The sequence below is a fragment of the Archaeoglobus sp. genome (assembly GCF_017656475.1).
GTDB lineage: Archaea > Halobacteriota > Archaeoglobi > Archaeoglobales > Archaeoglobaceae > Archaeoglobus.
This window is the reverse complement of the sequence record NZ_JACDNT010000010.1, coordinates 19,936-43,860: the sequence shown is the minus strand read 5'-3', so window position 1 is coordinate 43,860 and position 23,925 is coordinate 19,936. Positions and strand designations below refer to the sequence as shown.

The 23,925-nt window shown below is 44.6% G+C and carries 26 protein-coding genes; 15 read left to right on the top strand and 11 right to left on the bottom strand.

Annotated elements, in window-relative coordinates:
• Window positions 1-3: 3 nt before the first annotated feature.
• The gene (locus tag H0Z19_RS04565) at window positions 4-312 is read right to left on the bottom strand and encodes a restriction endonuclease (RefSeq protein WP_290724278.1); all 309 of its coding nucleotides are present in this window, start codon (window positions 310-312) and stop codon (window positions 4-6) included.
• Between the two features lie 107 nt (window positions 313-419).
• Between H0Z19_RS04565 and H0Z19_RS04560 the strand changes: the two genes are divergently transcribed.
• Window positions 420-779 (top strand): YgjP-like metallopeptidase domain-containing protein, encoded by a 360-nt coding sequence (locus H0Z19_RS04560; RefSeq protein ID WP_290724276.1) that lies wholly within the window; start codon window positions 420-422, stop codon window positions 777-779.
• Between the two features lie 184 nt (window positions 780-963).
• Here the strand turns inward: H0Z19_RS04560 and H0Z19_RS04555 are convergent, their stop codons facing one another.
• Both H0Z19_RS04555 and H0Z19_RS04550 read right to left on the bottom strand, forming a co-directional pair.
• Window positions 964-1,389: a DUF86 domain-containing protein gene (locus H0Z19_RS04555; protein WP_290724274.1), complete on the bottom strand. Its 426-nt coding sequence runs from the start codon at window positions 1,387-1,389 to the stop codon at window positions 964-966.
• Window positions 1,379-1,783 carry a nucleotidyltransferase domain-containing protein gene (locus tag H0Z19_RS04550; protein WP_290724272.1) on the bottom strand — a complete coding sequence of 135 codons (405 nt, stop codon included), beginning with the start codon at window positions 1,781-1,783 and terminating at the stop codon, window positions 1,379-1,381. The genes H0Z19_RS04555 and H0Z19_RS04550 overlap by 11 nt, the downstream gene beginning before the upstream one ends.
• 90 nt (window positions 1,784-1,873) lie before the next feature.
• On the opposite strand from H0Z19_RS04550, the gene H0Z19_RS04545 reads away from it, so the two are divergent.
• The 3 genes from H0Z19_RS04545 (at window position 1,874) to H0Z19_RS04535 (ending at window position 3,279) form a co-directional block, all read left to right on the top strand.
• Entirely contained in the window at window positions 1,874-2,311 is a 438-nt protein-coding gene (locus H0Z19_RS04545; protein WP_290724271.1) for an EVE domain-containing protein, read from the top strand.
• 207 nt (window positions 2,312-2,518) lie between these two features.
• Window positions 2,519-2,890: a nucleotidyltransferase domain-containing protein gene (locus H0Z19_RS04540; protein ID WP_290724269.1), complete on the top strand. Its 372-nt coding sequence runs from the start codon at window positions 2,519-2,521 to the stop codon at window positions 2,888-2,890.
• A complete protein-coding gene (locus H0Z19_RS04535; RefSeq protein ID WP_290724267.1) occupies window positions 2,887-3,279 on the top strand; it encodes a HepT-like ribonuclease domain-containing protein in 393 nt (130 codons plus the stop codon). The genes H0Z19_RS04540 and H0Z19_RS04535 overlap by 4 nt, the downstream gene beginning before the upstream one ends.
• Before the next feature lie 122 nt (window positions 3,280-3,401).
• Here the strand turns inward: H0Z19_RS04535 and H0Z19_RS04530 are convergent, their stop codons facing one another.
• Window positions 3,402-3,533, bottom strand: coding sequence for a hypothetical protein (locus tag H0Z19_RS04530; protein WP_290724265.1), 132 nt, complete (start codon window positions 3,531-3,533; stop codon window positions 3,402-3,404).
• 44 nt (window positions 3,534-3,577) lie between these two features.
• On the opposite strand from H0Z19_RS04530, the gene H0Z19_RS12015 reads away from it, so the two are divergent.
• Window positions 3,578-3,742 (top strand): nucleotidyltransferase domain-containing protein, encoded by a 165-nt coding sequence (locus H0Z19_RS12015; RefSeq protein WP_365892364.1) that lies wholly within the window; start codon window positions 3,578-3,580, stop codon window positions 3,740-3,742.
• 220 nt (window positions 3,743-3,962) lie between these two features.
• Here the strand turns inward: H0Z19_RS12015 and H0Z19_RS04525 are convergent, their stop codons facing one another.
• Window positions 3,963-5,057, bottom strand: coding sequence for a hypothetical protein (locus tag H0Z19_RS04525; protein WP_290724262.1), 1,095 nt, complete (start codon window positions 5,055-5,057; stop codon window positions 3,963-3,965).
• Window positions 5,058-5,427: 370 nt separating this feature from the next.
• Here H0Z19_RS04525 and H0Z19_RS04520 point away from each other — a divergent pair, with 370 nt between their 5' ends.
• The 3 genes from H0Z19_RS04520 to H0Z19_RS04510 all read left to right on the top strand — a co-directional run bounded on the left by H0Z19_RS04520 (window position 5,428) and on the right by H0Z19_RS04510 (window position 8,630).
• Window positions 5,428-6,207, top strand: coding sequence for an alpha/beta fold hydrolase (locus H0Z19_RS04520; protein ID WP_290724260.1), 780 nt, complete (start codon window positions 5,428-5,430; stop codon window positions 6,205-6,207).
• Between the two features lie 33 nt (window positions 6,208-6,240).
• A complete protein-coding gene (locus H0Z19_RS04515; RefSeq protein WP_290724258.1) occupies window positions 6,241-6,612 on the top strand; it encodes a response regulator in 372 nt (123 codons plus the stop codon).
• A 71-nt stretch (window positions 6,613-6,683) separates the two neighbouring features.
• Window positions 6,684-8,630: an IGHMBP2 family helicase gene (locus H0Z19_RS04510; RefSeq protein ID WP_290724256.1), complete on the top strand. Its 1,947-nt coding sequence runs from the start codon at window positions 6,684-6,686 to the stop codon at window positions 8,628-8,630.
• Between the two features lie 7 nt (window positions 8,631-8,637).
• Here H0Z19_RS04510 and H0Z19_RS04505 read toward each other — a convergent pair whose 3' ends face one another.
• Genes H0Z19_RS04505 through H0Z19_RS04495 form a run of 3 tightly spaced genes read right to left on the bottom strand, consistent with a single transcriptional unit; the run spans window position 8,638 to window position 11,355 of the window.
• Window positions 8,638-9,348, bottom strand: a complete 711-nt coding sequence (locus tag H0Z19_RS04505; protein ID WP_290724254.1) for an ABC transporter ATP-binding protein — start codon at window positions 9,346-9,348, stop codon at window positions 8,638-8,640.
• On the bottom strand, window positions 9,314-10,087 hold the full coding sequence (locus H0Z19_RS04500) for an ABC transporter ATP-binding protein (RefSeq protein WP_290724251.1): 774 nt from the start codon (window positions 10,085-10,087) through the stop codon (window positions 9,314-9,316). Before H0Z19_RS04500 ends, H0Z19_RS04505 begins: the two co-directional genes overlap by 35 nt.
• Window positions 10,084-11,355: an ABC transporter substrate-binding protein gene (locus H0Z19_RS04495; protein ID WP_290724248.1), complete on the bottom strand. Its 1,272-nt coding sequence runs from the start codon at window positions 11,353-11,355 to the stop codon at window positions 10,084-10,086. The genes H0Z19_RS04500 and H0Z19_RS04495 overlap by 4 nt, the downstream gene beginning before the upstream one ends.
• Window positions 11,356-11,406: 51 nt before the next feature.
• Between H0Z19_RS04495 and H0Z19_RS04490 the strand changes: the two genes are divergently transcribed.
• The 7 genes from H0Z19_RS04490 to H0Z19_RS04460 all read left to right on the top strand — a co-directional run bounded on the left by H0Z19_RS04490 (window position 11,407) and on the right by H0Z19_RS04460 (window position 18,529).
• Window positions 11,407-12,345 (top strand): branched-chain amino acid ABC transporter permease, encoded by a 939-nt coding sequence (locus tag H0Z19_RS04490; protein WP_290724246.1) that lies wholly within the window; start codon window positions 11,407-11,409, stop codon window positions 12,343-12,345.
• On the top strand, window positions 12,333-13,364 hold the full coding sequence (locus H0Z19_RS04485) for a branched-chain amino acid ABC transporter permease (RefSeq protein ID WP_290724243.1): 1,032 nt from the start codon (window positions 12,333-12,335) through the stop codon (window positions 13,362-13,364). The genes H0Z19_RS04490 and H0Z19_RS04485 overlap by 13 nt, the downstream gene beginning before the upstream one ends.
• On the top strand, window positions 13,361-13,756 hold the full coding sequence (locus H0Z19_RS04480; RefSeq protein WP_290724240.1) for a hypothetical protein: 396 nt from the start codon (window positions 13,361-13,363) through the stop codon (window positions 13,754-13,756). Before H0Z19_RS04485 ends, H0Z19_RS04480 begins: the two co-directional genes overlap by 4 nt.
• Entirely contained in the window at window positions 13,716-14,675 is a 960-nt protein-coding gene (locus H0Z19_RS04475) for an AAA family ATPase (RefSeq protein WP_290724238.1), read from the top strand. Before H0Z19_RS04480 ends, H0Z19_RS04475 begins: the two co-directional genes overlap by 41 nt.
• A complete protein-coding gene (locus tag H0Z19_RS04470; protein ID WP_290724236.1) occupies window positions 14,672-15,154 on the top strand; it encodes a chorismate pyruvate-lyase family protein in 483 nt (160 codons plus the stop codon). The genes H0Z19_RS04475 and H0Z19_RS04470 overlap by 4 nt, the downstream gene beginning before the upstream one ends.
• A 139-nt stretch (window positions 15,155-15,293) precedes the next feature.
• Window positions 15,294-17,621: a formate C-acetyltransferase/glycerol dehydratase family glycyl radical enzyme gene (locus H0Z19_RS04465; RefSeq protein WP_290724234.1), complete on the top strand. Its 2,328-nt coding sequence runs from the start codon at window positions 15,294-15,296 to the stop codon at window positions 17,619-17,621.
• Complete coding sequence (locus H0Z19_RS04460) at window positions 17,618-18,529, top strand: glycyl-radical enzyme activating protein (RefSeq protein ID WP_290724232.1); 912 nt, start codon at window positions 17,618-17,620, stop codon at window positions 18,527-18,529. Before H0Z19_RS04465 ends, H0Z19_RS04460 begins: the two co-directional genes overlap by 4 nt.
• A 109-nt stretch (window positions 18,530-18,638) precedes the next feature.
• Here the strand turns inward: H0Z19_RS04460 and H0Z19_RS04455 are convergent, their stop codons facing one another.
• The 3 genes from H0Z19_RS04455 to H0Z19_RS04445 are packed head-to-tail and all read right to left on the bottom strand — an operon-like array spanning window position 18,639 to window position 23,868.
• A complete protein-coding gene (locus H0Z19_RS04455; protein WP_290724230.1) occupies window positions 18,639-19,598 on the bottom strand; it encodes an ABC transporter substrate-binding protein in 960 nt (319 codons plus the stop codon).
• Complete coding sequence (locus H0Z19_RS04450) at window positions 19,595-22,024, bottom strand: PKD domain-containing protein (protein WP_290724228.1); 2,430 nt, start codon at window positions 22,022-22,024, stop codon at window positions 19,595-19,597. The genes H0Z19_RS04455 and H0Z19_RS04450 overlap by 4 nt, the downstream gene beginning before the upstream one ends.
• Entirely contained in the window at window positions 22,024-23,868 is a 1,845-nt protein-coding gene (locus H0Z19_RS04445; RefSeq protein WP_290724227.1) for a PQQ-binding-like beta-propeller repeat protein, read from the bottom strand. Before H0Z19_RS04445 ends, H0Z19_RS04450 begins: the two co-directional genes overlap by 1 nt.
• Window positions 23,869-23,925 lie beyond the last annotated feature (57 nt).

The window sequence follows — 23,925 nt, the reverse complement described above, 5'->3', positions numbered from 1 at the left end:
GATTCACCTTTTCAATCCCCAGTTACCCAGGAACCTAAATTTTATCTTTCCCTTCCCGTAGTAATGCGCTAAAACTGCCAATCCTTTGTGCTTTCTTGCATACTCCTTTAGCCTTTCTATCTCTTTCTTCGATGCTCTTGAAGAGTAGCTTTTAACTTGGATGTAGGCTTTAGTACCTCTTGGAGTTCGCCCCCTTAAATCCCAAGCACCTCTACTGCCTTTACTCCTCACGAGGTTTTTCCATCCGAGCTGTTCTAACCTATTTTTGACTTTCTTTTCTGAAATCCTACCTCTCCTGTATGTATTCACCATGATCAATTGTAAACCATGATAGTATAAATATTTTGCTGTCCTTGTTATCCATTGGATATTCCAAAAATTTCCAAATTTAAAAAGAGAATCAAAGCTGAGGTGAAAGAATGAGAAACGTCATCATTGAAAGGAAACCCGTAAAGCACGCAAGAATTCACGTTCTGGCGGATGGGAGTGTTAGAGTTGTAGCTCCTCCGGGATTTGACGTTAACTCGCTCATAAAAGAGCATTTGGAGTGGATAAGAAAAAAGAGGGCTGAGATAGAGAGCATAGCTAAGGAAGTTGAAGGAAGGGAAAACATGCTCCTGCTGAACGGTAGGTTCTACCATCTGGTTATGGATAATACCTTTGAAATTCTGCCTTCTGGGAGACTGTGGGATTCTACTATCCCGAGTACGAGGAGGCTGAAAAAGAACTCAAGAGATACTGGATTTTCGTTGAGAGGAATGAAGTCTGGAAAAGGTTAAGGAAAGTTAGGAGTTAATTGGGGCGACAGGTTGGTTTATCGAACTTCCCGAATTTTGAAGAACTTGCAAGTTTAGGAAGAGGTTTAGTACTAACATCGAGAGTTGTTTTCGATGCTGGGAGCCATTAAGCCGGAAAAAAGCGGTAAAGACTCGTTGGTGGTTTTTAAAACTGGTAAGCTCTATTTTACAGTTTTCTCAAATTTCCCATCAACCTATCAATGAACTCTTCCAGATCCTCAATATCTCCTTGCAGTATCTCGTAAATCAGTTCATCATCAACATTCCAGTAAATATGTACAAGTCTGTTCCTAAACCTCGCCATTCTCATCAATCTTTCAGCGAATTCATCATCAAAAAATCCTGCTTCTTTCATTACTCTGAAAGTATCTGCATAGTCTTCTGGAACTCTCAGCTTGTTCCTTGAAATGATGTGGTTGCAGATATCTGTAGCAGCCTCAATGGCCACGATGAGGAAGTACTTCGCACTCGCCACGTAATGTGGATTAGAGAGAAACTCATCTTTCGGTAGCTCTGACAGCTCCCTGAGCATTCTTAGAGCATTGAACAGTTCTGATGAAAGCTTTGTTATCTTTTCCTCATCATATTCCAAGAGCTTCCCTCCTGTATCTCTTTCTGAAGTAAGCAAAGTCGTGGTATTCGGAAATCGTTTTGCTCTCAAATTCCGATCTTGCTCGCTCATCTCTGCTGAAAAGGATTAAACCATTCTTTATAACATTGAATCTGAATGAAAGTGGGGCAGAGTTCAGGATTCTGACATCCACAGGTAGTTTGAGGATTTCTTTCAGTTCAACTTCAAGATTAAGCTCATAGGAGACGTCCTTACTTTCTGTAAGGTATACTGCCACATCAACGTCCCTGAAATTACCCGTTAAAAACGATCCGTGAAGATAAGCGAAAATAACTTCTTCTTTCCCTCTCAGAACTTCAGTTAACTTTTTTACGATTTTTTCTCTCTCACTCTCGTCAACTGTGTGAGCCCTCACATCTGTAGTCATATCTGATCTCTTTTATAGTTTTCTTTGCTGAATGAAAATCCTTAAATCTATTCAAATTGATTATTTAGTGGTGATTTTATGGCTTACTGGCTCTGCATTACAACCGAGGATAACTGGAAAGTGATAAAAGAGAAGAACGTGTGGGGAGTTCCTGAGAGACATAAAAACGCCATAGCAAAGGTAAAGCCGGGAGACAAGCTCCTGATTTACGTTAAACAGGAGAAGGTGGGGGATGAAATTAAACTTTCAAGGATAATGGCTGTTTACGAGGCAGCATCGGAAGTGTTCAAGGATTCCTCCAGAATATTCAAAATGCCAAAGGGAATGAGCAATGAAACTTTCCCACTGAGAATAAAACTGAAACCAGTTAAGGTTTTTGAAAAACCCGTAGAGTTCAAACCACTCATTCCTAAGCTGAAGTTCATCACAAACAAACGGAAGTGGTCAGGACATCTGATGGGCAAGGCGATGAGGGAAATACCCGAGGAGGATTACAGGTTGATTGTAGGTAAGTGATGATAAATAGGATTGGATACTAGACTTAGCCCTGATTGTTGAGCAAAAGAAAGGAAATTAACAGGATAGTTGTCAAAATTTCGATCGATAGAAGAAATACTAACATTACCAAGATTTTAACATAAAAACTGCGATTAAAAAGGCTGTGAATATTCGAAAGTAATTCATAAGCAAAAAGATATTAACTTTCACCGCAATAAAAACGCTATGGAATTAAACCACAAACTCTCGAAAATCATCGAAACCATCAAAGCCCACCCAGACGTTATTGCAACCTACCTCTTTGGTTCTCACGCCAAAGGAGAGGCAACTCCTCTATCGGATATTGACATTGCGGTTATAATGGAAAATTCCACTCCCGAAAGTGAGGCAGAAATCGGGAGCTTGGCATCATCACAAATCGATGTAGTCCTTTTTCACCGCTTACCGTTGCACATAAAACATGAGGTCTTCAAGTACGGCAGGGAAATCTTCGTCCGGAACGAGGAAAAGCTACTGGAGATCAAACTTGAAGTCATGAGAGAGTACCTCGATACACATCGAATGTACAGGCAAATCTCTTCAGAGGTGCTTGGATGAGGCTTGCAGAGTACATACTGCGTTTCGAGAGGCATCTAAAAGGTGCGGTAAACCTCAAATCCAAAGTCGTGAAGGATTACTTCATTTACAACACTCTGGCAATGGAATGTTCTCAGGGTGCCAACCCCATAGATTTAGCCCAGTACATAGTTGCGAAGAAGAAACTGGGATTTCCCTCGACCTACAGAGAACTTTTTGAGGTCCTTGAAAGTGAGGGATACATAAGTGAAGATGAACTCAAAATCTTCAAACGCCTGATATTTCTCCGAAACCTTATAGCTCACGAGTACTACAGAATATCTGAGAGTGAGCTGCTCGAAATGGTGAACCTGCTTGAGAAATGCTCCGGTTTTGTTAGCAGAATAAAGGCGGAGGCTGATAATATATGAACATAATCTGAATTCAGCTTCGAATATTCTACTAAAATTGAAGTATCAACGAGTATTCCTGAGTTTAAAGGGATTCTCTAAACTCTCTGCTTTCTCCCTCAATCTTATTGAAATCTACTCATTCAATCAGAGAATAATATTTTTCCACAAGCTTTTTCTTGGTCACGTATTCCTCTACTATTTTTTACTTCATCTTCATTCATCCACTCAGGAACTTTGATCGTTATCTCCTTCACAAATTTAACTGTCTGCATTGGTAAAATAGTCGAAGAATTCGCACAAAAACTCAGAGAAAAATTTGGAGATCGGGTGGAGCGGGTTACCCTTCGGCTCGTATGCAAGAAAGAAGTTTGGGGAAGAGAGTGATCTGGACGTATTGGTAATTGGCAATGTCAAACTTGATGAGGTTATCATGTTTCCTATCCTCTTTCACTTAAACATGGAATATACATCTCGCCAATAATTATGAGTAGGGATTACTTCGAGATGCTGAAGGCTGAAGGAACGAGTTTTGTAAAAAATGTTTTGAGAGAGGGAGTTACAGTCTATGCCAGAACATGAAAAATACATGGAGAGAGCTTACGATACTCTTAAATTGGGTGATTTTGAGGAGTAGTGGTAGTTAGATAAGATGCACTTTCAGTGAGAGAATAAAATGTAATAAAATAGCTTCTTCTTAAAAATTAAGAATTCTCTTGTTCTATAGTCCCCAGAAGCTCATAAGCCTCCTTTGGAACTAAATGAACATCCTTCCAGCTCTCGATGTAAATCTTGTAAACAAACTCTGGAAGGGGATGCTTATATCTGCTCCAGTCAACGCTTGCAACTCCATGGGTTAGAATGTAATTCTTGTTGCTCACATCCCACTTGATCTTATCAGCCATCTGTTCTGCGAACTTCCTGAGATCTCCAATCACGAAATGCCGCTCTTTTGGATTATCAATTAGATCAGAATGTTCAAGTTCAATCTTTGCTCTTTTGAGCTGATTTTCCATGCTGCCATATTCAAACATCCTTTCCTTACCTTGCTTTTTCCTGATCTTCAATAGTTCTTTGAGGAATGGAACGACATCAGGATGTAAGGGAACGTAATGCTTCATTCTGATCTTATCCTGAGATGCTTCAACAATCAGAACGGGAGATTTGGAGCTTAAAGCCTTCTCAAATTGCTCAGTTCTCAGCCTTTTGAGGGTATATGGTCTTTGCCCTGAATATGCTCCAAAAATCACCATTACAACATTGGCAAGAGCTGTTTCTCTATCCATCTTTCCAGCTTTCCACTTCTTAATGAAAAACTTGATAACGTTCTGAACATCCTTTTCCGTGATAACTCTATTAGTAACCATCTTTTCTTCTTTGCGGGCTTTAGGCTTATCGAGGAATATGCTGAAGTTGAGGTATCGGCTATCTAATCTCAGCTTTGCAAGATGCTCCAGAAAACTCTTTGCAAAGTTTAGAACTTTCCCCCATGAATCCTCAGATTTCCACTTGTTTAAAGTATATTCTCTCAGATTGCTCATTGTTTCGTAGCTGATAACCCCCTCAGTTTGCTCCCACAGGGTTCGGCTTGCCCTTTTGATCCAATCCTGAGTTTTCTTTGCCACTCCCTTTAATCTCTGCTTTGTATAGGCTTCAAGCTCCTCTTTTGCGTAATCAAGTTCAAGATCCATGAGACTGTTTGAGGGCGAAGACTGTTTTTGTTGTAATTTTACTATACTATTGTTAGATATTTGTTGTAATTCTGTTATATCCTTAATGGACTGTTCTCCTTCCTCCAAAATCGTCGCCCTTACAAGGCGGAGATTGCCGGTTCGAATCCGGCCGAGCCCATTTTTTCCAAAAATCCAGATTTCAAAGGCCTGTTCGGTTCTGAGATAGCCCAGTAATTTATCGATAGTCTCTGAAAAGCGATTTCTGAAGTTTTCATTGAGAATTCTTGTTCTATTGTTTCTGTTCTCATGAATTAAAGTTAAAAAATCTTCAATTTTCTCTTATTTTTTGAATAGCATTTTGAGCTTCTTGTCATCTAAATTCATAGTTATGATTATAGCCTTTCTTTAATTTTTCCTGCAAAGCTTTTCCTCATTCTCCACAAATTTTCAATGACTTTTTTAAATAGTTTTAAATAGTGCTTGAAAAACTCATGGTATGAGGTTCGGTTTCTTCGACTCGGACGGTTTAAAGCTTCGCTACTTTGAGTGTGGTGAAGGAGAGCCTTTAATCCTAATTCATGGCCTCGGAGACTGCATAGAGGGGTGGACATTCCAGTACGAAGATTTTTCCAAGCACTTCAGAGTTGTTGCCCTTGATCTGAGAGGTTTCGGAATGTCTGATGTGCCCAAAGACATAACCATTGAGGATTTTGCAAGAGACGTGAGAAATCTGATGGACTATCTCGGTATTGAAAAGGCCAGCCTTCTGGGCTTGTCAATGGGAGGGATGGTGTGCATGGAATTTTACAAACAATATCCTGAGAGAGTTAAAACTCTAATTCTAGCAAACACACTCCACAAGCTTCCGGAGGCGGGGAGAGCGATGTTTGAGCAGAGATTAAAGGTGCTGGAGAGCTCCCCCGACATGACTCAGATAGCTGAGTTCATAGCGGAAATGTCCATTCATCAGGACAGACCAGATTTGAAGGAAATGGTGAAAACGATAATAAGGAAAAACAATAAGGAGTTCTACACAAAGGTCACAGCCGAAATAGGAAACGCCAACTACGAGGATTTACTTCCCACAATTCATGTGCCCACACTCGTGATAACCGCCGAGTTCGATGTCACAACTCCGCCCTCTCTGGGAAGAGAGATGGTCTCTCTAATTCCAAACGCCGAAATTAAGGAGGTTAAGAATGCTGCCCACCTGGCAAAGCTGGAGAATCCCGAGGAGTTCAACCTCTACATTATAGAATTTCTCAAGAGAAAGTAAAATTTTTAAAGATTGAGGATAAAAGTGGGACAAATGAAGCAGAAAGGTAGAGTTCTTGTTGTTGAAGATGACGCGGCAATTCTCGAGGCAATTCAGCTTATGATTTCGGACAGATACACATTACTCACAGCAACAAACGGAGAGGAGGCTGTGAGGATGTACAAGATGTTCAAGCCCGAAGTTGTGTTAATGGACATTGCCATGCCCGTCATGGACGGTGTTGAGGCTACGAAAGAAATAAAGAAGATCGACCCCAACGCAAGGATTATCGGTATCACAGCCTACGCAAAAAGAAGGGGGCAAGAGCTTCTCGACGCAGGTGCTCTGGAGATTATCGAAAAGCCTTTTACAAGGAAAAAACTTCTAGAAACTATTGAGAAATACATGTCATCCGATAAGGCTTAATTTTTCATTCAATCGGTCTTTACCATTTTTCGGAGACAATTTAACTTATTAACCCTCTCCCAACTTAAGATGTGAAAAAGATTATCGAGGAGCTAATAGAGCTAACGAAGGTAGAGAGGGATGCCCAGATTTCTACAATGGTAGATGAGATAAAGCGGTTGAGTGGAGAGAAGAGGGAAAAGAAAGGGCGTGCTGTTCTGGGGCTGAGAGGGAAAATAGTTGGAGAGGAGCTCGGATTCAAGCTCGTCAGGTACGGCAGAAGAAGGACAATAGATACCGAAATTTCAGTAGGGGATGAGGTGTTGATCAGCAGAGGTGAGCCGTTAAAAAGTGATTTAAGGGGAGTGGTGGCTGAAAAGGGCAGAAGATACCTAGTTGTTGCCCTTGAGTCTGTTCCTGAATGGGCTCTGAGAGACGTTAGAATTGACCTTTACGCGAGTGACCTTACATACCGGAGGTGGATTGAGAACCTAAGGAATTTGACGGAAAAAGGTAAAAGGGCTCTGAAATTCGCCTTCGGACTTGAAGAGCCTTCTGAGCAAAAGTGTGTTGATTTCACACCCTTCGACTCTTCCCTCAACAAAGCCCAACTCAGGGCTGTTGGCTGTGCAATCTCCGCTGACGATTTCTTCCTTATTCATGGCCCTTTCGGAACTGGAAAGACCAGAACAATAGCAGAGGTTGTCAGGCAGCTTGTTAAAAAGGATGAAAAGGTTCTTGTCATTGCCGAAAGCAACACAGCAGTTGACAACCTCGTTGAGCTTCTCTCCGACATAAATATTGTGAGACTCGGCCATCCTTCAAGGGTGGAGAAGAAGCTCAAGGATCGCACCCTCGCCTCTCTTGTCTTTAAACATAGCGGCTACAGAATAATTGAAGAGATGAAAAGGGAGATTGAGAAGATCGAGAGAAGAATGGAAAAGCTGACGAAGCCCACTCCGCAGATGAGGCGTGGTCTAAGTGATGAAGAAATAATGAAGCTTGCCAGAGCAAACAGAGGGGCAAGGGGGATTTCTGCTGAAAAAATGAGTTCGATGGCTGAGTGGATTGAGGACAGAAAAGCCCTTGATCAACTTTATGACAGGGTAAGAAAGGAGGAAGAGAGAATCGTAAAAGAGGTAATTGAAGAGAGTGATGTTGTCCTATCAACCAACTCCTCTTCCTTTTTGCTAGAAGATGTTTTCGATGTTGCTGTTATAGATGAAGCAAGTCAGGCAACAATCCCAAGTGTGCTCATTCCAATTAACAGGGCAAAAAGATTTGTTCTTGCAGGAGATCACAGACAGCTTCCACCAACCGTTATAAAGGCGGAAAAACTCTCAAAAACACTATTTGAGATTTTAATAGAAAAATTCCCTGAAAAATCACAGCTACTTGATGTGCAATACAGGATGAACGAAAAGCTGATGGAGTTCCCCAGCAGAGAATTTTACGGGGGAAAAATAAGAGCCCACGAAAGTTGTGCAGGTATAGTTTTGAGCCAGATAGCCAGCAGAGGACCTGAAAACCGAAAGTTCAGGAAAATACTTGGAAAAGAGCCCTTGGTTTTTATTGACACTTCTTTTTGCAGCAACAGGTGGGAAGGAAAGCTTGCAGATTCACCATCGAGATTTAACAGGCTTGAAGCGGAAATAGTTGCGGAAATCGTTTCAGAGTTGCTCAGAATGGGTTTAAAAAAGGAATGGGTTGGGGTGATAACGCCCTATGACGATCAGGTTGATCTACTGAGACAGAAAGTTGATGTGGAGGTAAGCAGCGTTGATGGCTTTCAGGGAAGGGAGAAAGAAGTGATAATAATCTCACTCGTCAGAAGCAACAGAACAGGAGAGATTGGCTTTCTTGATGATCTTAGGAGACTTAACGTCTCACTGACGAGGGCGAGAAGAAAGCTAATTATTATAGGGGATAGCTCTACACTAAGCACAAACAGATCTTACCGGAAATTGATTGAATTTGTAAAAGAGAATGGAATCTATGTTCCAGCCTTGAACCAATTCGACTGCGACTCAAAACCTTAATCTCTATCTAATCAACAATACCCATGCAGAGCTTTTCGAACTTTTCATGTTCCAAAAGCTCACTTGAAGCTCCGCTGAATGCAACCCTTCCACTTACAAGCAGGTAAGCATCATCGCTTATCTCCAAGGCCCTCTGAACGTTCTGCTCCACCAGGAGGATTGTCAGCTTTAAATCATCCCTCAGCTTCAAAATTCTGTCAAATATCATCTCCGCAAACTTCGGTGAGAGCTGTGCTGTGGGCTCGTCCAGCATGAGAACATTTGCCTTTCTAACCAAAGCTGTTGCCATTGCCAGCATCTGTCTCTCTCCACCACTCAACGTCCCCGCCTTCCTCTTCATGAACTCTCTTAGCTCAGGAAATACATCGAGCGCTGAGTCAATCCTGTCCTTCGCTTCCTCCTTATCGACAGTATAGGCCGCAATTCTGAGGTTCTCATCCACTGTAAGATTGGAAAAGACATTATCAGTCTGCGGAAGATAAGCGATCCCCAGTTTCGTCCTCTTGTGGGGAGGGAAACTCGTTATCTCTCCACCATTGAGGAAAACCTGCCCTGAATGCACGGTTGCAAGTCCAAATATCGACTTAAGCAGTGTTGACTTGCCAGATCCATTAGGCCCGACTACAGCAGTGATAGAGTTCTTCCTTATCTCCGCATCCACATCGAAAAGGATGTGGAGCTCCTTATACCCCGCATTCAATTTCACTGTCCTGAGCACCCAGATACACCTCCACCACTTTCGGATTGTTCAGGATATCCTCTTCCCTGCCCTCTGCAATCACACTACCATTGGCCATAACGTATATGTGGTCCGTGTATTTAAGAACTATGTCCAGCCTGTGCTCAACGATGAGAAAGCTGATACCCATCTCCTTAAGCTCAACGAACCTTTCAAGCATGCTGTGTGACAGAACAGGATTGACTCCCGCAATTGGTTCGTCCATTATTATTAGCTTTGCGTCCTTCATCATCGCTCTCGCCACTTCCAAAAGTTTTAGCTGCCCTCCGCTTAGGTTCTGAGCCTCTGAATCCCAGAGATGGTCGAGCTTTAGGAATTCGAGGATTTTAAAGGCCTTCTCAACTATGTCTTCCTCCTCTTTTAACCATCTTCCACTTACGGAGTGAAAAATGCGCTCTCCATACCCCTCAGGTGCTATAAGCAGGTTTTCAAGGACTGTCATCTTTTTCAGTGGCTGAGGTATCTGGAAGGTTCTTACTATACCGAGTTTGCTGATTTCGTGAGGTGGTTTGTTGGTTATGTCTTTGCCCTCAAAAAGCACCTTTCCCTCATCTGCCCTGTAGAAGCCTGAGACTGTGTTGATGAAAGTAGTTTTACCGCTCCCGTTTGGACCTATGACGAGAGTTATACTTCCCTTCTCCACTCCTATGTTAACTCTGTTTAAGGCCTTAAGACCCTCAAAAAATTTGGAAAGATTTTGAGTTTGGAGTATCTTCATAACCACTCGATCTTATTTTCTGAGAACTTCCAAACGCCGGCAGTCTTCCAATTACACTCTTCTGTGACCTCATAGATGGCATAGTCTCCACTTGCTCTGTCGTTCCACTCATTGAGCTCAATGTATCCTGACACTGGCTTCACACCATACTCTCCCTTACTGTACTTTTCCGTCACCTCTGGAATCTTTGCGTTCATTGCGTCTGCATCATAGCTTCCCTTTTCTTTAACCACTTCAATGTAACTGAGCACTAACACCCACGCGGCATCATAAGAGTTGAGCGCATACTGATACGGACTATCTCCTAATCCTCTCTCTTTGTACTTCTTTGCAAGTTCATCGTATGCATCACCCTTGGACTCGAAGAGTGTGCTGAGCAGTCTAACCTTGCTTGTCTTGTCACACACTTCAAGTGCTTTATCGCTCAAAGCAGTTCCATCGCAACCAAGCCAAACTACATTGAGAAGTGGGCTGTCATCCTTTGCCTGAGCAAGCATGGTTGCCACTTCTTCGTAGCTGAAGGCCACAACTGCAACCTCAGAAGCATCGTAGGTCTGGAGAAGGTCATTAAGCTGTCCCTCAAGCTCTGCGATGAATGGCGAGAAGTCAGCCGGTGGTGGTTCAGGATATTCGACATAGCCTTTAATTTCGATACCTGCTGCCTCAAGCTTGGGCTCAATTGTCTCATAAAGCCCCTTGCCCCAGGCGTTTCCAATGTAGGTTATCAGAACTGCCTTTATGCCGAGATCCTTAAGCTCCGCTGTAATCGCATCGGTCTGAAGATCGTCGGTTCCAACGAATCTGAATATGTATTTCTTGTCCTCCGGCTTCGTAAATCCAAGCAAAGATGGCAAGGCTGTGGAGGATGGCGAGATTATAATGATCTTGTTCGACTGCACGTAACCCCTAATGTTCTTCACTTCACCACTTCCCATCGGACCGATGATCAGGTTTATACCTTTCGAATGCAGGCTTTGAACTTTCTCCAGACTCACCTTGGGGTCAACCTTCGTGTCCTCCACGTAGAACTCCACAGTGTATGGCATCCCTTTCTCTTCGAGGTAACTGTTTATATCATCCTTCGCAATTTCAAGCGTATTCTTAATGCTGTTTCCGTAGGTTGTCAGTGGCCCTGAGAGGTCGATCATCACTCCTATTTTAATGGGCGTTTTTTCTGCAGGCTTCTGTTCTTCTGCTGGTTGTGCACAAAGAGCAAACACTACTGCCAGCAATACGGCAGCCAGAACGATTTTGCCTCCCACTCGCATAGTGATTATACTAACGTTAAAATTTTAAAACTTTACTGAAGTTTGCGGTCTATGGATATAACTCCGGCATGGGTAATAGTAAAAAATATTGTGGAAGGGTCGCTAATATATTCTAATCTTCTTGTCCTGCTCAGTATCGGGCTAACAATTACTTATATAACAACAGCGGTTCCCAACTTTGCACAGGGTTCTTTTGCGGTGTTCGGCTCATACGTTGCACTAACAATGCTCAGACTCTTCAACATTCATCCCTACGCATCCCTTCCCGTCACTTTTATCTTGGGTGGATTGCTTGGTATTACGACCTACCTTTTGATTCTTCGCCCTCTGATCCGGAGAGGTGCAACGGTTGTTATACTGATGATTGCCACTCTTGCCTTTGACCTGATCCTCCTTGGGATTATTGGATCGTATTCTGACACACTCGCAGTAATTACGAGAAAATCAGCCTCAAAATTCACTTTCATCCCGAAGGACTTCACTATTCTTTCCGTCTCTGCTTCTCTCTTTGTTTCCTCTCTTGTAATTATTCTTGTGCTGATATCTCTGATAGTCCTGCTTTACAAAACCAAGTTTGGAATCGCTCTGAGAGCTTCAATGGAGAACCCTTCCCTTGCAGAGGTCATGGGTGTTAATGTCGAGTACACGAGACTTTTTTCGTGGTTCCTGTCCGGAGCCCTGGCAGCTATGGCTGGCTGCCTTCTTCCATTCAAATATGAAATTGTACCAAGCACAGGGGCAATAATAATTGTTTCAATTTTCGCTTCAAGCATTGTGGGAGGACTTTCCAGCATTTATGGTGCTCTAATTGGAGGATACATAATCGGTTTCTCTGAAACAAGCGTTACTTATGGCCTCTCAACTATTTTCGGCACCGGAATACTGCTTTACGGTCGTGTAGTATCGCTTATAGTGCTCGTGATAACTCTGGTTATCGCTCCAAGAGGGTTAACAGGGGTTAACTGGAGGAGAGTATTATGGAAGAAATAATCTTGAATATAGCAATCTGGTTCGGTCTCTACACAATCGTCAGCCTCAGCCTGAACATCGAGTATGGATTTGCAGGCATTCCAAACTTCGGAAGAGCCTTAGCGGTGCTGATGGGAGCCTTTACGGTTGGAGCTATAGTGAACAGAATTTTGATTTTCCACTTTGGAGTTCAGGGAGGAGCGCTTACGGAAGTTAGCGGGAAAACGGCCTCTATAGTTAACGACATAATAGCAAGCAATCCTGCCTTCGGAATTGGGCTGATTATTCTGTCGGTGGCTCTCGCAATGGTTATAGGGGCGGTTACTGGTGCTCTCTTTATACTCCCCAGTGCGAAGCTGTCTGAAGACTATCTTGCAATCACGCTTCTTGCGATAAGTGAAGTCGCTTTCATGGTTTTCTACTACCATACAGGAATAATCGGAGGTTACTACGGTGTTACCGTTCCCGATGTTTTTGCATTTCTTCCTGGGCAGTACAGGTCACACGCTTTTGCTGCGATAGCCATTTTATTTGCCCTTCTCGTTTACATTTTTGTTGAAAGATTGCTCAACTCTCCTTACGGCAGACTTTTGAGGGCGATGAGAGAGAACGAGAGTGTTGTTGAGGCAATGGGAAAGAGCGTAATGATTTTGAGAATAAAAACAGCCGCCATAGGCTCTTCCATAGCCGCTATTGCTGGAGCTCTGTTCTCCCTATACTCAGCAAACGTCATTGCAACAAGCTTTTCGAGAGTTGAGTGGACATTCTATCCCTTCTTAATGGTTCTGCTCGGAGGGGCCGGGAACAACAGAGGAGTTGTGGTCGGAACGTTCACTTTTGTTCTCGTGAAAATAATGCTGACTATGTACAAGTACGAGATAAAGAGTGCCCTCATGCTTCCCTTCGAGGCAGTCTGGCTTGAGTATATCCTCTTCGGCCTGCTGATGTATTTCGTCCTGCTTTACAGGCCTGAGGGGTTGATCAAGGAGAGACCGATATTCTCAAAAGTCATCTTGGAGAAGGTAAAGAAGAGGGCATGAAAATTGAGTTTGTCAGGGATGAGGGGGTGGCGGTAGAGCTTGATGGTAGGAGCCATTACGTAAGAGCGTCCTATCTCGGGTTTAAAGGCAGGAAGGTTTTGCTCTGCCTCGACTTTTCCTCTCCCACCGCCTCCGAGCCTGTCAAGACCTTTTTAAAAAGCTACTCTAAAATCAGGGGAGCGAGATATGCGGTTTTGGTTAGCGGAGATAGCAGGTGGATTTACGATAACCATTTAATGCGAGAAGTTGACGAGATTGAGGAAAAAGCGGTGGAGATTAAGGCTGATGAGAAAGACTACAGGATTGCCGCAGCCTTCTACGCCTTAATTCACTGCGAGTGTGGTGATGCAGATGAAGGTAATCGCGTTTGTGGGCTACCCTCTGAGCGGTAAGAGTACAGCATCCCATGTTGCAAGGGAGCTTGGACTGCCGGTAGTTGTGATGGGTGACGTTGTCAGAGAAGAGGCCTTGAGAAGGGGTTTGGAGCTTACGGATGAGAATCTAGGAAAAGTGGCAAGAGAACTTAGGGAGAAAGAGGGGATGGATGCAATAGCTAAGAGATGCATTCCGAAAATCAGGGAGCTCTTAAAGGAGCATGGAGTGGTTGTTGTTGATGGGATAAGAGGTGTGGCTGAGATTGAGAGGTTCAAAAAGGCTTTTGGTGACGATTTTATCCTCATAGCCATCGAGTCTCCGCTGGAAGTGAGATTCGAGAGGGCGAAGATGAGAAATAGGAGCGATGATGTTTCAAGCATTGAAGACCTGAAGGAGAGGGACAGAAGGGAGGAAAGCTGGGGCCTGAAAGAAGCCATGGAGATAGCAGACTTCACTGTTGAGAACATAGGCAGTTATGAGGACTTCGTGGAGAAGATAAGGCAAATTCTGATTAAGCTGGCAAGAAACGTTGAAATTGAAATCAGGACGAAAGTTCATCCCACTGAAGGTGAGGAAAAGGTTGTGAAGGCAATCAAAAACATTTTCCCCGATGCGGAAATCGAGATTCGGGAGGATGGGGAGGTATACGGCAGAGCTTACAGCCTTGAGAGGTTCAGAGAACTCCTCAGGAGGCAGAGAATCCTCGACACTGCGAGGAGTGAAATTCTGAAAAGGAGAGATGGGAATGAGGTTACGCTTTATCTGAACAAGCAAACTGCGACAGTTTCAAGGATAAACTTCTGCGATGAGGATGCTGTTCTCTCTCCGATAAAGGTTACCTTCAGGCTGAACAACATTCCTTTTTCGAGATTTCTGGACTACATTGCACCTGAGACCAAGGACGGGAGACCTGTTAAAGAGATTGAGAGGCTATGAACGCAATTCACCGCATTTTGATGTCAACAGACGGCTCGATTACGGCCATAATTGAGGCAGTAACTCAGAAAAAAGTTGAGGTTGAAACTCTGGAGCAGAGAGTAATCAGGGCAGATAAAGAGCTCGCAGAACTTCTTGAAGTCAATGAAGGGGACGAGGTGAACTACCGGGTTGTATATCTCAAGGCTGATGGAGAGATTTACGCAAAGGCCATTTCTTTTACACCTCTAAAAAGGCTTGAGAACAGCTTTAAGGAAGACCTGATGAGGGCAGACATCCCGATCGGCAGGATAATGAAAAAGCACAACATAGAGGCGAGGAGAGAGATAAGATGGAGCAGGGTTGAGGATGCAGATTCAAAACTTGCAGAGGAGCTTGGAATAAATGATAAAAGGGTGATTTCAAGAAACTACAACATCATACATCGTGGAAAGGTTCTCATAAACATTACGGAGTTCTTTCCGATGGAAAGGTTTTAAAGTGTAGTTATTTTTAGATTAAACGCCAATAATTTGATTTCGGATAGTGGTAAGTTCTAAGATTTTTAATAAGACAGAATGAAACTTTCTAAACTCGTACAGGCGATAGTTTTAATAATTTATCATTAAAACCATTTTCATGGACAGGATTGAAACTCTTGTTAGAAATCTGGCAAAACCTCCAAGACTCAGTATCGAGAGGGCAAAGCTGTATACAGATTCAATGAGGAATAGTGAAGGAGAACCAATGATATTAAGGCAGGCAAAAGCCCTGAAGAATATTCTTGAGAACATACCTATTCAGATACTTGACGACGAATTAATTGTTGGAACCATGCTCCCCAATCCTCCGGGAGCAATTCTTTTTCCAGAGGGTGTGGGTCTCAGATTGATAAATGAGCTTGACACCTTGCCCAAAAGAGAGACAAACAGGTTGCTTGTTGACGAAGAAGATGCAGGAGTTCTCAGAGAAGAAATAGCTCCTTACTGGCAGAAAAGAACTATTGAGGCCTTTTCGTTTCCATTAATGCCCGATATCATGAGCGTTCTTTACACTGGCTCGGTCTTCGTTCTGACCGAGCTTGCTGGAATATCTCATGTAGCAATAAATTATCCATATCTGATGAGAAGAGGTTTCAGATGGTTTCTGGAGGAGAGTGAAAGGAGGATTAAAGAGCTTGAGGAGAACGGCGTTTATGAGGGAGAGGAGTATGTATTTTATCATGCAGCAAGAATAGTTTCTGAGGCAATAATAAATTACGGTCTGAGATACGCTGAACTCGCAGAGAGGATTGCAGAAGAGACTGAGAATGAAACGAGGAAAGATGAGCTCTTGAAAATCGCAGAAATCTGCAGAAAAGTTCCAGCAGAGAAGCCAGAGAGCTTCTGGGAAGCTGTTCAGTTTCTATGGCTTGTTCAATCCGCTCTTCATCAGGAGAATTACGAGCAAGCCATTTCGATGGGAAGAATTGACCAGTATCTCTATCCCTACTACTACAGAGACTTGAAGGAGGGTAGAATTGACAAGCATAAAGCGTTTGAAATTCTCGCGAATCTGTGGATTAAGACAAACGAGATAGTTCCCCCATTTGACTCACTGCTTGAACAGTTCTTCAGCGGTCAGACAACAAATCAGGCTCTAACAATTGGAGGATGCGACATCTACGGAAGAGACGCTACGAATGAGCTGACGTATCTCATGCTTGAAGTTACGAACAGGCTAAGGCTTAGGCAGCCGAACGTCCATGTGAGAGTGAGCAAAGGAACTCCTGAGGATTTTCTGGTTAAACTAGCCGAAGTTATAGCTTCAGGCTGTAATGCCATAGCTTTGTTTAATGACGAGGTTGCGGTTGAAGCTCTAAGGGCTATGGGTGTGAGAGACGAGGATGCTTGGAATTACACCACTGTCGGCTGTGTAGAAATTGCACCTTTTGGTAACAGCTTCACCTCCAGCGATGCTGCCCTGATAAATGTTGCCAAAGCTCTGGAATACGCAATGAACGAAGGAAAAGACGTTCAGTTTGGTCATGAATTTGGTGTAAAGACGGAAAAGCCAAAAACGCTGGAAGAACTGATTGAAAACTTCAGAAAGCAGCTTGCACACATAATAAAGCTCGTTGTAAAAGGATGCAATATTCTCGGATATGCAAATGCTGAAATCAAACCAACACCGCTTTTGTCGCTCTGCATTGAAGACTGCTTTGAAGAGGGCAGAGATGTGACAAGGGGTGGTGCGAGATACAACTTCACAGGAATACAGGCTGTTGGTGTTGCTGACGTTGGGGATTCACTTGCAGCTATTGAAAGAGCTTTAGAGGCAGGATACACGATGGATGAGATAATTGAAGCATGCAAGACAAACTTTGTTGACAATGAAGAGCTCCACAGAATCCTGATTGAGAGCCCGAAGTATGGCAACGATGATGATAGGGCGGACAAATACACAAGGATGGTTCTTGAATTCTACTGCGATGAAGTCAACAGGCATAGAAACTTCAGGGGAGGATATTTTGCTGCTGGCTGCTATCCCATGACCACAAATGTCGGATTCGGGTTCCTTACCTCAGCACTGCCATCTGGTAGAAGAAGTGGTGAGCCCCTAAATCCGGGTGTCAGCCCATCAACCGGGATGGACAGGGAGGGTACTACTGGTGTAATCAAGTCCGCTTCAAAGATAAACTACGCAAAGATACCTAACGGAGCATCACTGACCTTGAATCTGAGCGAAGATGTGCTTGGGTCAAAAGGTGTCGAGATCATAAAAGCCCTGATCAAAAGTGCGTTGGATTTGGGCTGCATGCACGCTCAGTTCAACATTTTAAAGGCAGACGTTCTGAAAAAGGCTCAGGAAGAGCCAGAAAAGTACAGATGGCTCCTTGTGAGAGTTGCCGGGTGGAGTGCTTACTTTGTGGAACTCTCAAAACCCGTGCAGGATGAGATAATTCGCAGGGTTTCATGCAAGCTATGAAGGGCAGAATATTCAGGATACAGAGGTTCTCGATCCACGACGGTTACGGAATAAGGACGACAGTATTTCTGAAAGGGTGCCCCCTCCATTGCGTTTGGTGCCATAATCCAGAGTCGCAGAGTTTCGAGCCAGAGGTCGGATATAAAGCTGAGAAATGTCTGTCATGCTATAAATGCGCTGAAGTCTGCGATAAAGGTGCAATTGTTGCAGCAGAGAAAGGGATAGAAATAAACAGAGAGATGTGCGACAGATGTGGTAAATGCGTCGAGGTGTGTAGCGGTAGGGCTCTGGAGATTTTTGGAAAGGACGTTTCGGTTGAGGAAGTTATCGCTATTGTTGAAAAGGACAGAGTGTTCTACGAAAACTCCGGTGGGGGAGTGACGTTTTCAGGTGGTGAGCCTTACTTTCAGCCTGAGTTTCTCCTTGCACTGCTGAGAGCCTGTAAGAGCAGGAGGATAAACACGGCAGTTGACACCTCCGGTTATGCGAGATGGGAGGTTATTGAGAGAACCTTGCCTTTTGTTGATTTCTTCCTTTACGATTTGAAGGATTACAGAGATGACAGGCACAGAAGAACGTGTGGAGCTGGAAATGAGACCATCCTTTTGAACCTCAGGAAGCTTGTTGACAGTGGAGCGGAGGTTATAGTCAGAATCCCCGTGATTCCCGGTTACAACTTTGAACATGAGGATTTTGAGGGATATTTGGGAGTGCTGGAGAGTGTTGGAGTCGAAAGGGTTGATGTCCTGCCATACCATTCCTTAGCGAGAGACAAATACAGGCTGCTGGGTAGAGAATACATCCTGGAAACGACAGAAATGGTCGAGAACGCTAGGAAGATTGCCACCGAATTCGCTGCTTTCCTCGAAAAGAGTGGTATGAAAGTATCTGTTGGAGGATATTTTTAGTTTAGATTAACATTTTTTGTATTATCCTTAAACGACCTCGTAGCTACTCTCCTGCTTTGCAATCAGCAAAATATGAAAAAGGTGGTTGAAAAAGAGGATACACATTCGGTTACTCGCCAATTTTCGATTTTGACCCAACCTCAGGATGCAAATACTCGGCAACTATTTCGACGGCCTCAGCAAGCCTGTATGACGGACGGCTTATGATGTCCGCATCGACAACGTAAACCCTGCCCCCTTTAACAGCCTTAATTCCGCTCAGTCTTTCGTCACTCATGATCCATTCGTAAACCACATCTCTGCCTCCACCCATCCCGGATCCGCTGCTGACCAGTATCACGTCAGGATTTGCTGCAATCAAATCTTCAACGCTCACAGTTCTCCATCCCTCAAATTTAAAGACATTTTCACCTCCTGCAAGCCTTATGACCTCATCAATGAACGTATTTTTGCCGCTAACCCATATCGGATCGTACCACAGGATGTGAGCAACACTCACCCTCGCTTTATCCCTCACCTTCTCCCTGACTCCTTCAATCTTCTCAACCATCCAGTTAACAAGCTTCGTGGCATTCTCCTTTTCTCCGGTTGCTATTCCAATCAGGACAATGTCTCTCATCACCTCTTCAACCGTTTTTGGGTCAAAGGCTATAACATTCAACCCCATCCTTCTGAGGGTTTCTATATTCTCAATACCGTTTCCATAGGATGCCACGACGAGGTCCGGGTTAAGGGAAACTATCTTCTCTATGTTTATTGTGGTGTAACCGCCAATACTTACAAGCTCCCCTCTCTCCCTCTTCTCGACGACTTCTGGAGGGTAATTGCAGTAATCCGTCACTCCCACAACCCTGTCTCCCACACCTATTGCAAAGAGTATCTCCGTGTTGCTGGGAGCGAGAGAGACTATTCTCTGGGGATTCCCTTCTGAAATATTGTAGCCGGTGTCGTCGATGGGTGTAGCGTTGAAGATTTCTGTCATATTAAATGATACTTCTTCCTCTGCAGTCTTGGATGCGCAGAGGGGTAGAAGGATAGCGATTAAAAGAAATATAACAAGCTTCTTCATACTCTCCCTCTTAAAAGAGCTGCAGTTAAAGCTAATGCTACAATAACTGCGATCGTGGAAAATCCCGGAGTGGTTGTGCTTTCGGTTACAGTCGTTACGTTTGCTATGGAGGTAGTTGCTGTAACAGTTGTGCTTGCTGTAACGGTTGTGGTTGCAGTTGCAGATGGAGTAACGCTAACTGTAGCGAGAGAGGCGTTCACCTTGATGGGATGCGGCTTTCCGAGCAGTGCCATGATGGCGGAAACTGTCATGTAGCCCGGATTGGAAGTCTGAAACTTTGTATACTTGAAGTATCCCTCTTCTGCCTGTAGGCTTAGGAGGTGGTCGACAACACTCGTATTGTTTCTCATCCATTCAGTGGGAGTTATGCCCGCTGCAACGAGGGCCTGTATGGTCCAGGAATCGCTGCCAGCATTGCTTGCTGAATTTCCAAAGTACCTCATTCCCCCATCATCGTTCTGGCCTGTTTTGAGGTAATCCAGTGCTTTTTTGATTACAGCCGAGTCTTTTGGTTCTCCGGCAGCTATCAATGCCTGTATCGCAGCGGCAGTGTCGTCAAAGTCACTCTCCTCCCCCACGCTCCACGAAAATCCCCCGTCAGCATTTTGGTGCGATTTTAACCATTCCGCCGACATGGACACATTTTCACCTACAGATGCCAAGGCGATAATCCCCCAGATGGTCTTGTACGTGAAGTCACCGATCTGGCCGTTCTCTTTTACGTAGGACTTCAGCCTGCTAACGAGATCAACACCCGCAAAGTTCTTAGGATTTTCACCTGCGTAAACCAGAGCCAGTATAATTCTCGCGTAATCTTCAGCCCCCATCGTGTCCATCTCATCTCTCAGCCTCTCCTTTATGAAGTCAATTGGGCTTTTACCGTCCTTAACCCACCCGTGAGGGTCTTCACCTGCAGCAACTATGGCCATGATTGCCCATGCCGTAGCGGAAATGCTGCTGTTCTCCCCCGGATTTGCAAATCCCCCATCCCCATTTTGAATGGTTTTGAGCCATTCAAGGGCTCTCTGTATTCTCTCATCCGTCGCATTGAGAGGGAAGTCGTCCCACTTGATGGTGATGGCAAAAACGCTGAATGAATTAATCTCGGCGGAGAAGTACAGGTAATTCTCGTCCTCTCCCGTTTTCTCAGCTGGAAGCTCAAACCAGCTCCCGTTGTACTTCATCAGGACTACTTCTTTGCCCTCTGCAATACCCTTCGGGACTCTGAAATCTATCTTTGCCCTTACCGAATCATTTGCTGTAATCTCGAACCACCTGTAAAAAGTTCCGTAAACCACCCCTGGAGGTATATTACACTTGGAAATGACAACCTCCGCAGGTTTTTCCGATTGAAAGGTTAAAGCGGTGATAGAAAGGTTCGCCACAATCTCTTCGGATGGTATTACCTTGGTCTCCCCGGGATGGATTGGTATAACCTGCTCTGTGGAGTTCAGCTTAATCCCAGCCTCACTGACGTTTACAGTCTTTGTAACGGTATCAGACAGCCCGTCATTGTCGAAGACTGTGAGAGAGACCTCATATGTGCCCGGAGATGTGTAAGTGTGGGTTACAGTCATACCCCTTCCGCTTTTTCCGTCTCCGAAGTTCCAGATGTAGTCGGTTATCTGTCCATCATCGACCGATTTGGACGCGTTGAACACAATCTCTTCTCCAGCAGTTGGATTGCTCGGAGAGAACGTGAAGTCGGCAACAGGCGGAACTTTCGACGGCCAGACCATGCTAACGGAGATTTTGTAATCATCTCTTATGCTTATGTATATTTTGTAAGGCGAATTTTCGGGAGTGTCGCTCATGCTGCGGGAAAAGTACCAGACTATCCTGTCTCCGGGACTTACTCTGTAATCGGTTGCTGCAACTCCTGGCATAGGTTCATCTGGATAGTTGACCCAGTACATCCAGCCCGAAGTATCGCCAATATCACCTTTGCACAAATCCTTCACACATTTGACGAAAATCCCCCAGTCCGTGAGTTCGGGAGTGACTGTGAAGTGCAGTATATCGCCAGCCTTCTTCAGCGCTCCGTATGCTGTTCTCCACTCCACCTCTCTGCCGAGAACTTCGAAGGTTCCGTAGGGAAGATATTGCTGATTGCTCCCTCCACCGCCACCTCCTCCACCACTGCTGCATGTTTTGATCTGGATGGTTTTGCTAACCTCTTCATCATCAGCAATGGCAGTTATGAGAAGCTCTCCCTCAACTCTCGGCTTGAAGTATGCAGGAGAGGATGGCGAAGATTCGGAAAAAATCGGAGTTCCAAAGTTCATTCTAAAGATTACCACTGCTTTCTCGTCTGTAGTCACAGTGACTTTCTCCCCAACACATTCCCCGCTGACCGAGAGGGTTAAGGCTGATGCCAAGGGAAGCAGGAAAATTAAAGTAAGAACTGCAAATACGCCGCGAAGCATCAGCTCACCTCACAGGTTTCAGGGCCATAGATGTGGATGAGATTCCCGGGATAATCGCTAAACCTGTAAACTCCTGCGTAGAGGTTATATCTTCCAGTATCGGCGAGCTGCGGAATATGAACCAGCACCGGAACTCTCAACTCATCTCCAGCGTTGAGGTGGAAGGTTGAAATTCCTGCTATCGCTTCACCCTCGCCATTTACACCACTCACGACCACGACATACCACCCGTTTTCGGCAGAGGTGACGTTTACCCATGCTGTTGCATTTCCTCCCCTCCTTCCATCCGAGACCGTCAGAGATGAGATACCTACCGGCTTTACCTCCGAGTTTATCATGAGAAGCACTGAACAGGTGTCGAGGCTGCTCCCATCACCGTAGCAGTAGTAAATGGTTTCACATCCCGAAATCCGGTAAGCGTCGGCAGTAACGGAAATCAATTCCTTGCTCTCGTTCCATATTGACCAGTTTATTGAATTTCCGTTAACCTGTCTAGTTTCAAGGCCCATTATAGAGGATATGAAGAGACCCGTTCCCGTTTGTTCATCATACCGGCTATCGTCCAGAGTTATCTCAAAGAAGACCTCCGCATGTTGCTGGGCAGCATAAAGTGCACCCATTGCTGTTGCCCTGTTTACACTGTAAGTTTTTCCATTTACTTCAACATCAAACTTGCCGGGAATTAAAGAAACGTCATACGCCAAGCTGCCTGAAACGTTAAAGCAGTATACAAAGCCGCTGTCTGCCCCAATATACAGCCTGTCGTTGGCTATAAAGGGGGAGGACATGATGTTGTAATAGCTTCCTGAGGGTGGAATGAGCCTGTAATACCACAAAAGTTTGCCAGTATCGGCGTTAACCGCATAAATCGTTCCCTGAGGTGTGTTGGTTGCGAAGTAAACGACGTTGCCGGCTACTGCAGGTGAAGAATCTATTTTTCCGTTAGCGGTGAACTCCCACAGCTTCTCCCCAGTAGTTGCATTGAAACAGTAGAGCTTGCCCTCAGAGGAGCCCACATAGATTTTATCGTAGGCAATAGCTGCAGTTGACATGGTTCCGTTGAAGTTCACGCTCCAAGCTTCGCTACCGTCTAAATTGACGGCATAGAGCTTTTCGTCGGTAGCAACGAAGACTTTGCCATAACCCACGGATGGAGTGTTTGTTATCTTCCCCTCAACGGGGAACCTCCACACCAGATTTCCGGTCTCATCAACAGCAAACAGCGCGTTACTTCCACTCTCGTTGCCAGCAAAGAAGATAAGACCGTTGTAGGCAGTGGGTGAGGTGTAGTGGGCAATCTCTCCTCCAGTGGTGAACCTCCACCGAACATTTCCGCTGAGATCCAGACTCCAAAGCGTTCCGTTGGAGAATGTTGTGACATAGACCGAGCCGTTGTAGATTAAAGGCGAAGATGCAATTCCCCACCACGATGGAGAGGATTCGAGCAGAACTGATTTCTCTATTGCCCCGGTGGTGGCGTTTACATAGTGGAGATGTCCTGAGATGTTTCCAACAATAACCGTATCCCCATAAACTGCCACACTTGAAGCTCCAGTAATCCTGTCGTTCCTCCACTCCACCTCTCCAGTGTCAGCATTCAGCGAGTATAAACCGGGACTCCAGCTTCCCCACCCGTACCAGTTGGTGACGAAGATATGTCCGTCACTGTAAACGGGTGAAGCACCTACCAGTCCTGTCAGTTCCTTCTTCCATGCCAGAATCGGCAAAATTTCGCTGCTTACACTGAAATTCCCCGTTCTCTGCTCATCTCCGTGAAACGTGGTGGCGTTAGCTGTTGCAGTAACCATGACCAGCAGGAAGGAAATCAAAACAACTTTCCTCATACTCCAGCAATCCGAATTTCAGTTTATAAAGTTTTCCAGATTATTTGATGTAATGTA

Bases quoted from the DNA above. Each gene is read 5' to 3' on its own strand.
- H0Z19_RS04565 (WP_290724278.1), bottom strand. From the start codon at position 312: ATGGTGAATACATACAGGAGAGGTAGGATTTCAGAAAAGAAAGTCAAA.
- H0Z19_RS04560 (WP_290724276.1), top strand. From the start codon at position 420: ATGAGAAACGTCATCATTGAAAGGAAACCCGTAAAGCACGCAAGAATT.
- H0Z19_RS04545 (WP_290724271.1), top strand. From the start codon at position 1,874: ATGGCTTACTGGCTCTGCATTACAACCGAGGATAACTGGAAAGTGATA.
- H0Z19_RS04540 (WP_290724269.1), top strand. From the start codon at position 2,519: ATGGAATTAAACCACAAACTCTCGAAAATCATCGAAACCATCAAAGCC.
- H0Z19_RS04535 (WP_290724267.1), top strand. From the start codon at position 2,887: ATGAGGCTTGCAGAGTACATACTGCGTTTCGAGAGGCATCTAAAAGGT.
- H0Z19_RS04530 (WP_290724265.1), bottom strand. From the start codon at position 3,533: ATGCAGACAGTTAAATTTGTGAAGGAGATAACGATCAAAGTTCCTGAG.
- H0Z19_RS04520 (WP_290724260.1), top strand. From the start codon at position 5,428: ATGAGGTTCGGTTTCTTCGACTCGGACGGTTTAAAGCTTCGCTACTTT.
- H0Z19_RS04515 (WP_290724258.1), top strand. From the start codon at position 6,241: ATGAAGCAGAAAGGTAGAGTTCTTGTTGTTGAAGATGACGCGGCAATT.
- H0Z19_RS04500 (WP_290724251.1), bottom strand. From the start codon at position 10,087: ATGAAGATACTCCAAACTCAAAATCTTTCCAAATTTTTTGAGGGTCTT.
- H0Z19_RS04495 (WP_290724248.1), bottom strand. From the start codon at position 11,355: ATGCGAGTGGGAGGCAAAATCGTTCTGGCTGCCGTATTGCTGGCAGTA.
- H0Z19_RS04490 (WP_290724246.1), top strand. From the start codon at position 11,407: ATGGATATAACTCCGGCATGGGTAATAGTAAAAAATATTGTGGAAGGG.
- H0Z19_RS04485 (WP_290724243.1), top strand. From the start codon at position 12,333: ATGGAAGAAATAATCTTGAATATAGCAATCTGGTTCGGTCTCTACACA.
- H0Z19_RS04480 (WP_290724240.1), top strand. From the start codon at position 13,361: ATGAAAATTGAGTTTGTCAGGGATGAGGGGGTGGCGGTAGAGCTTGAT.
- H0Z19_RS04475 (WP_290724238.1), top strand. From the start codon at position 13,716: ATGAAGGTAATCGCGTTTGTGGGCTACCCTCTGAGCGGTAAGAGTACA.
- H0Z19_RS04470 (WP_290724236.1), top strand. From the start codon at position 14,672: ATGAACGCAATTCACCGCATTTTGATGTCAACAGACGGCTCGATTACG.
- H0Z19_RS04465 (WP_290724234.1), top strand. From the start codon at position 15,294: ATGGACAGGATTGAAACTCTTGTTAGAAATCTGGCAAAACCTCCAAGA.
- H0Z19_RS04460 (WP_290724232.1), top strand. From the start codon at position 17,618: ATGAAGGGCAGAATATTCAGGATACAGAGGTTCTCGATCCACGACGGT.
- H0Z19_RS04455 (WP_290724230.1), bottom strand. From the start codon at position 19,598: ATGAAGAAGCTTGTTATATTTCTTTTAATCGCTATCCTTCTACCCCTC.
- H0Z19_RS04450 (WP_290724228.1), bottom strand. From the start codon at position 22,024: ATGCTTCGCGGCGTATTTGCAGTTCTTACTTTAATTTTCCTGCTTCCC.
- H0Z19_RS04445 (WP_290724227.1), bottom strand. From the start codon at position 23,868: ATGAGGAAAGTTGTTTTGATTTCCTTCCTGCTGGTCATGGTTACTGCA.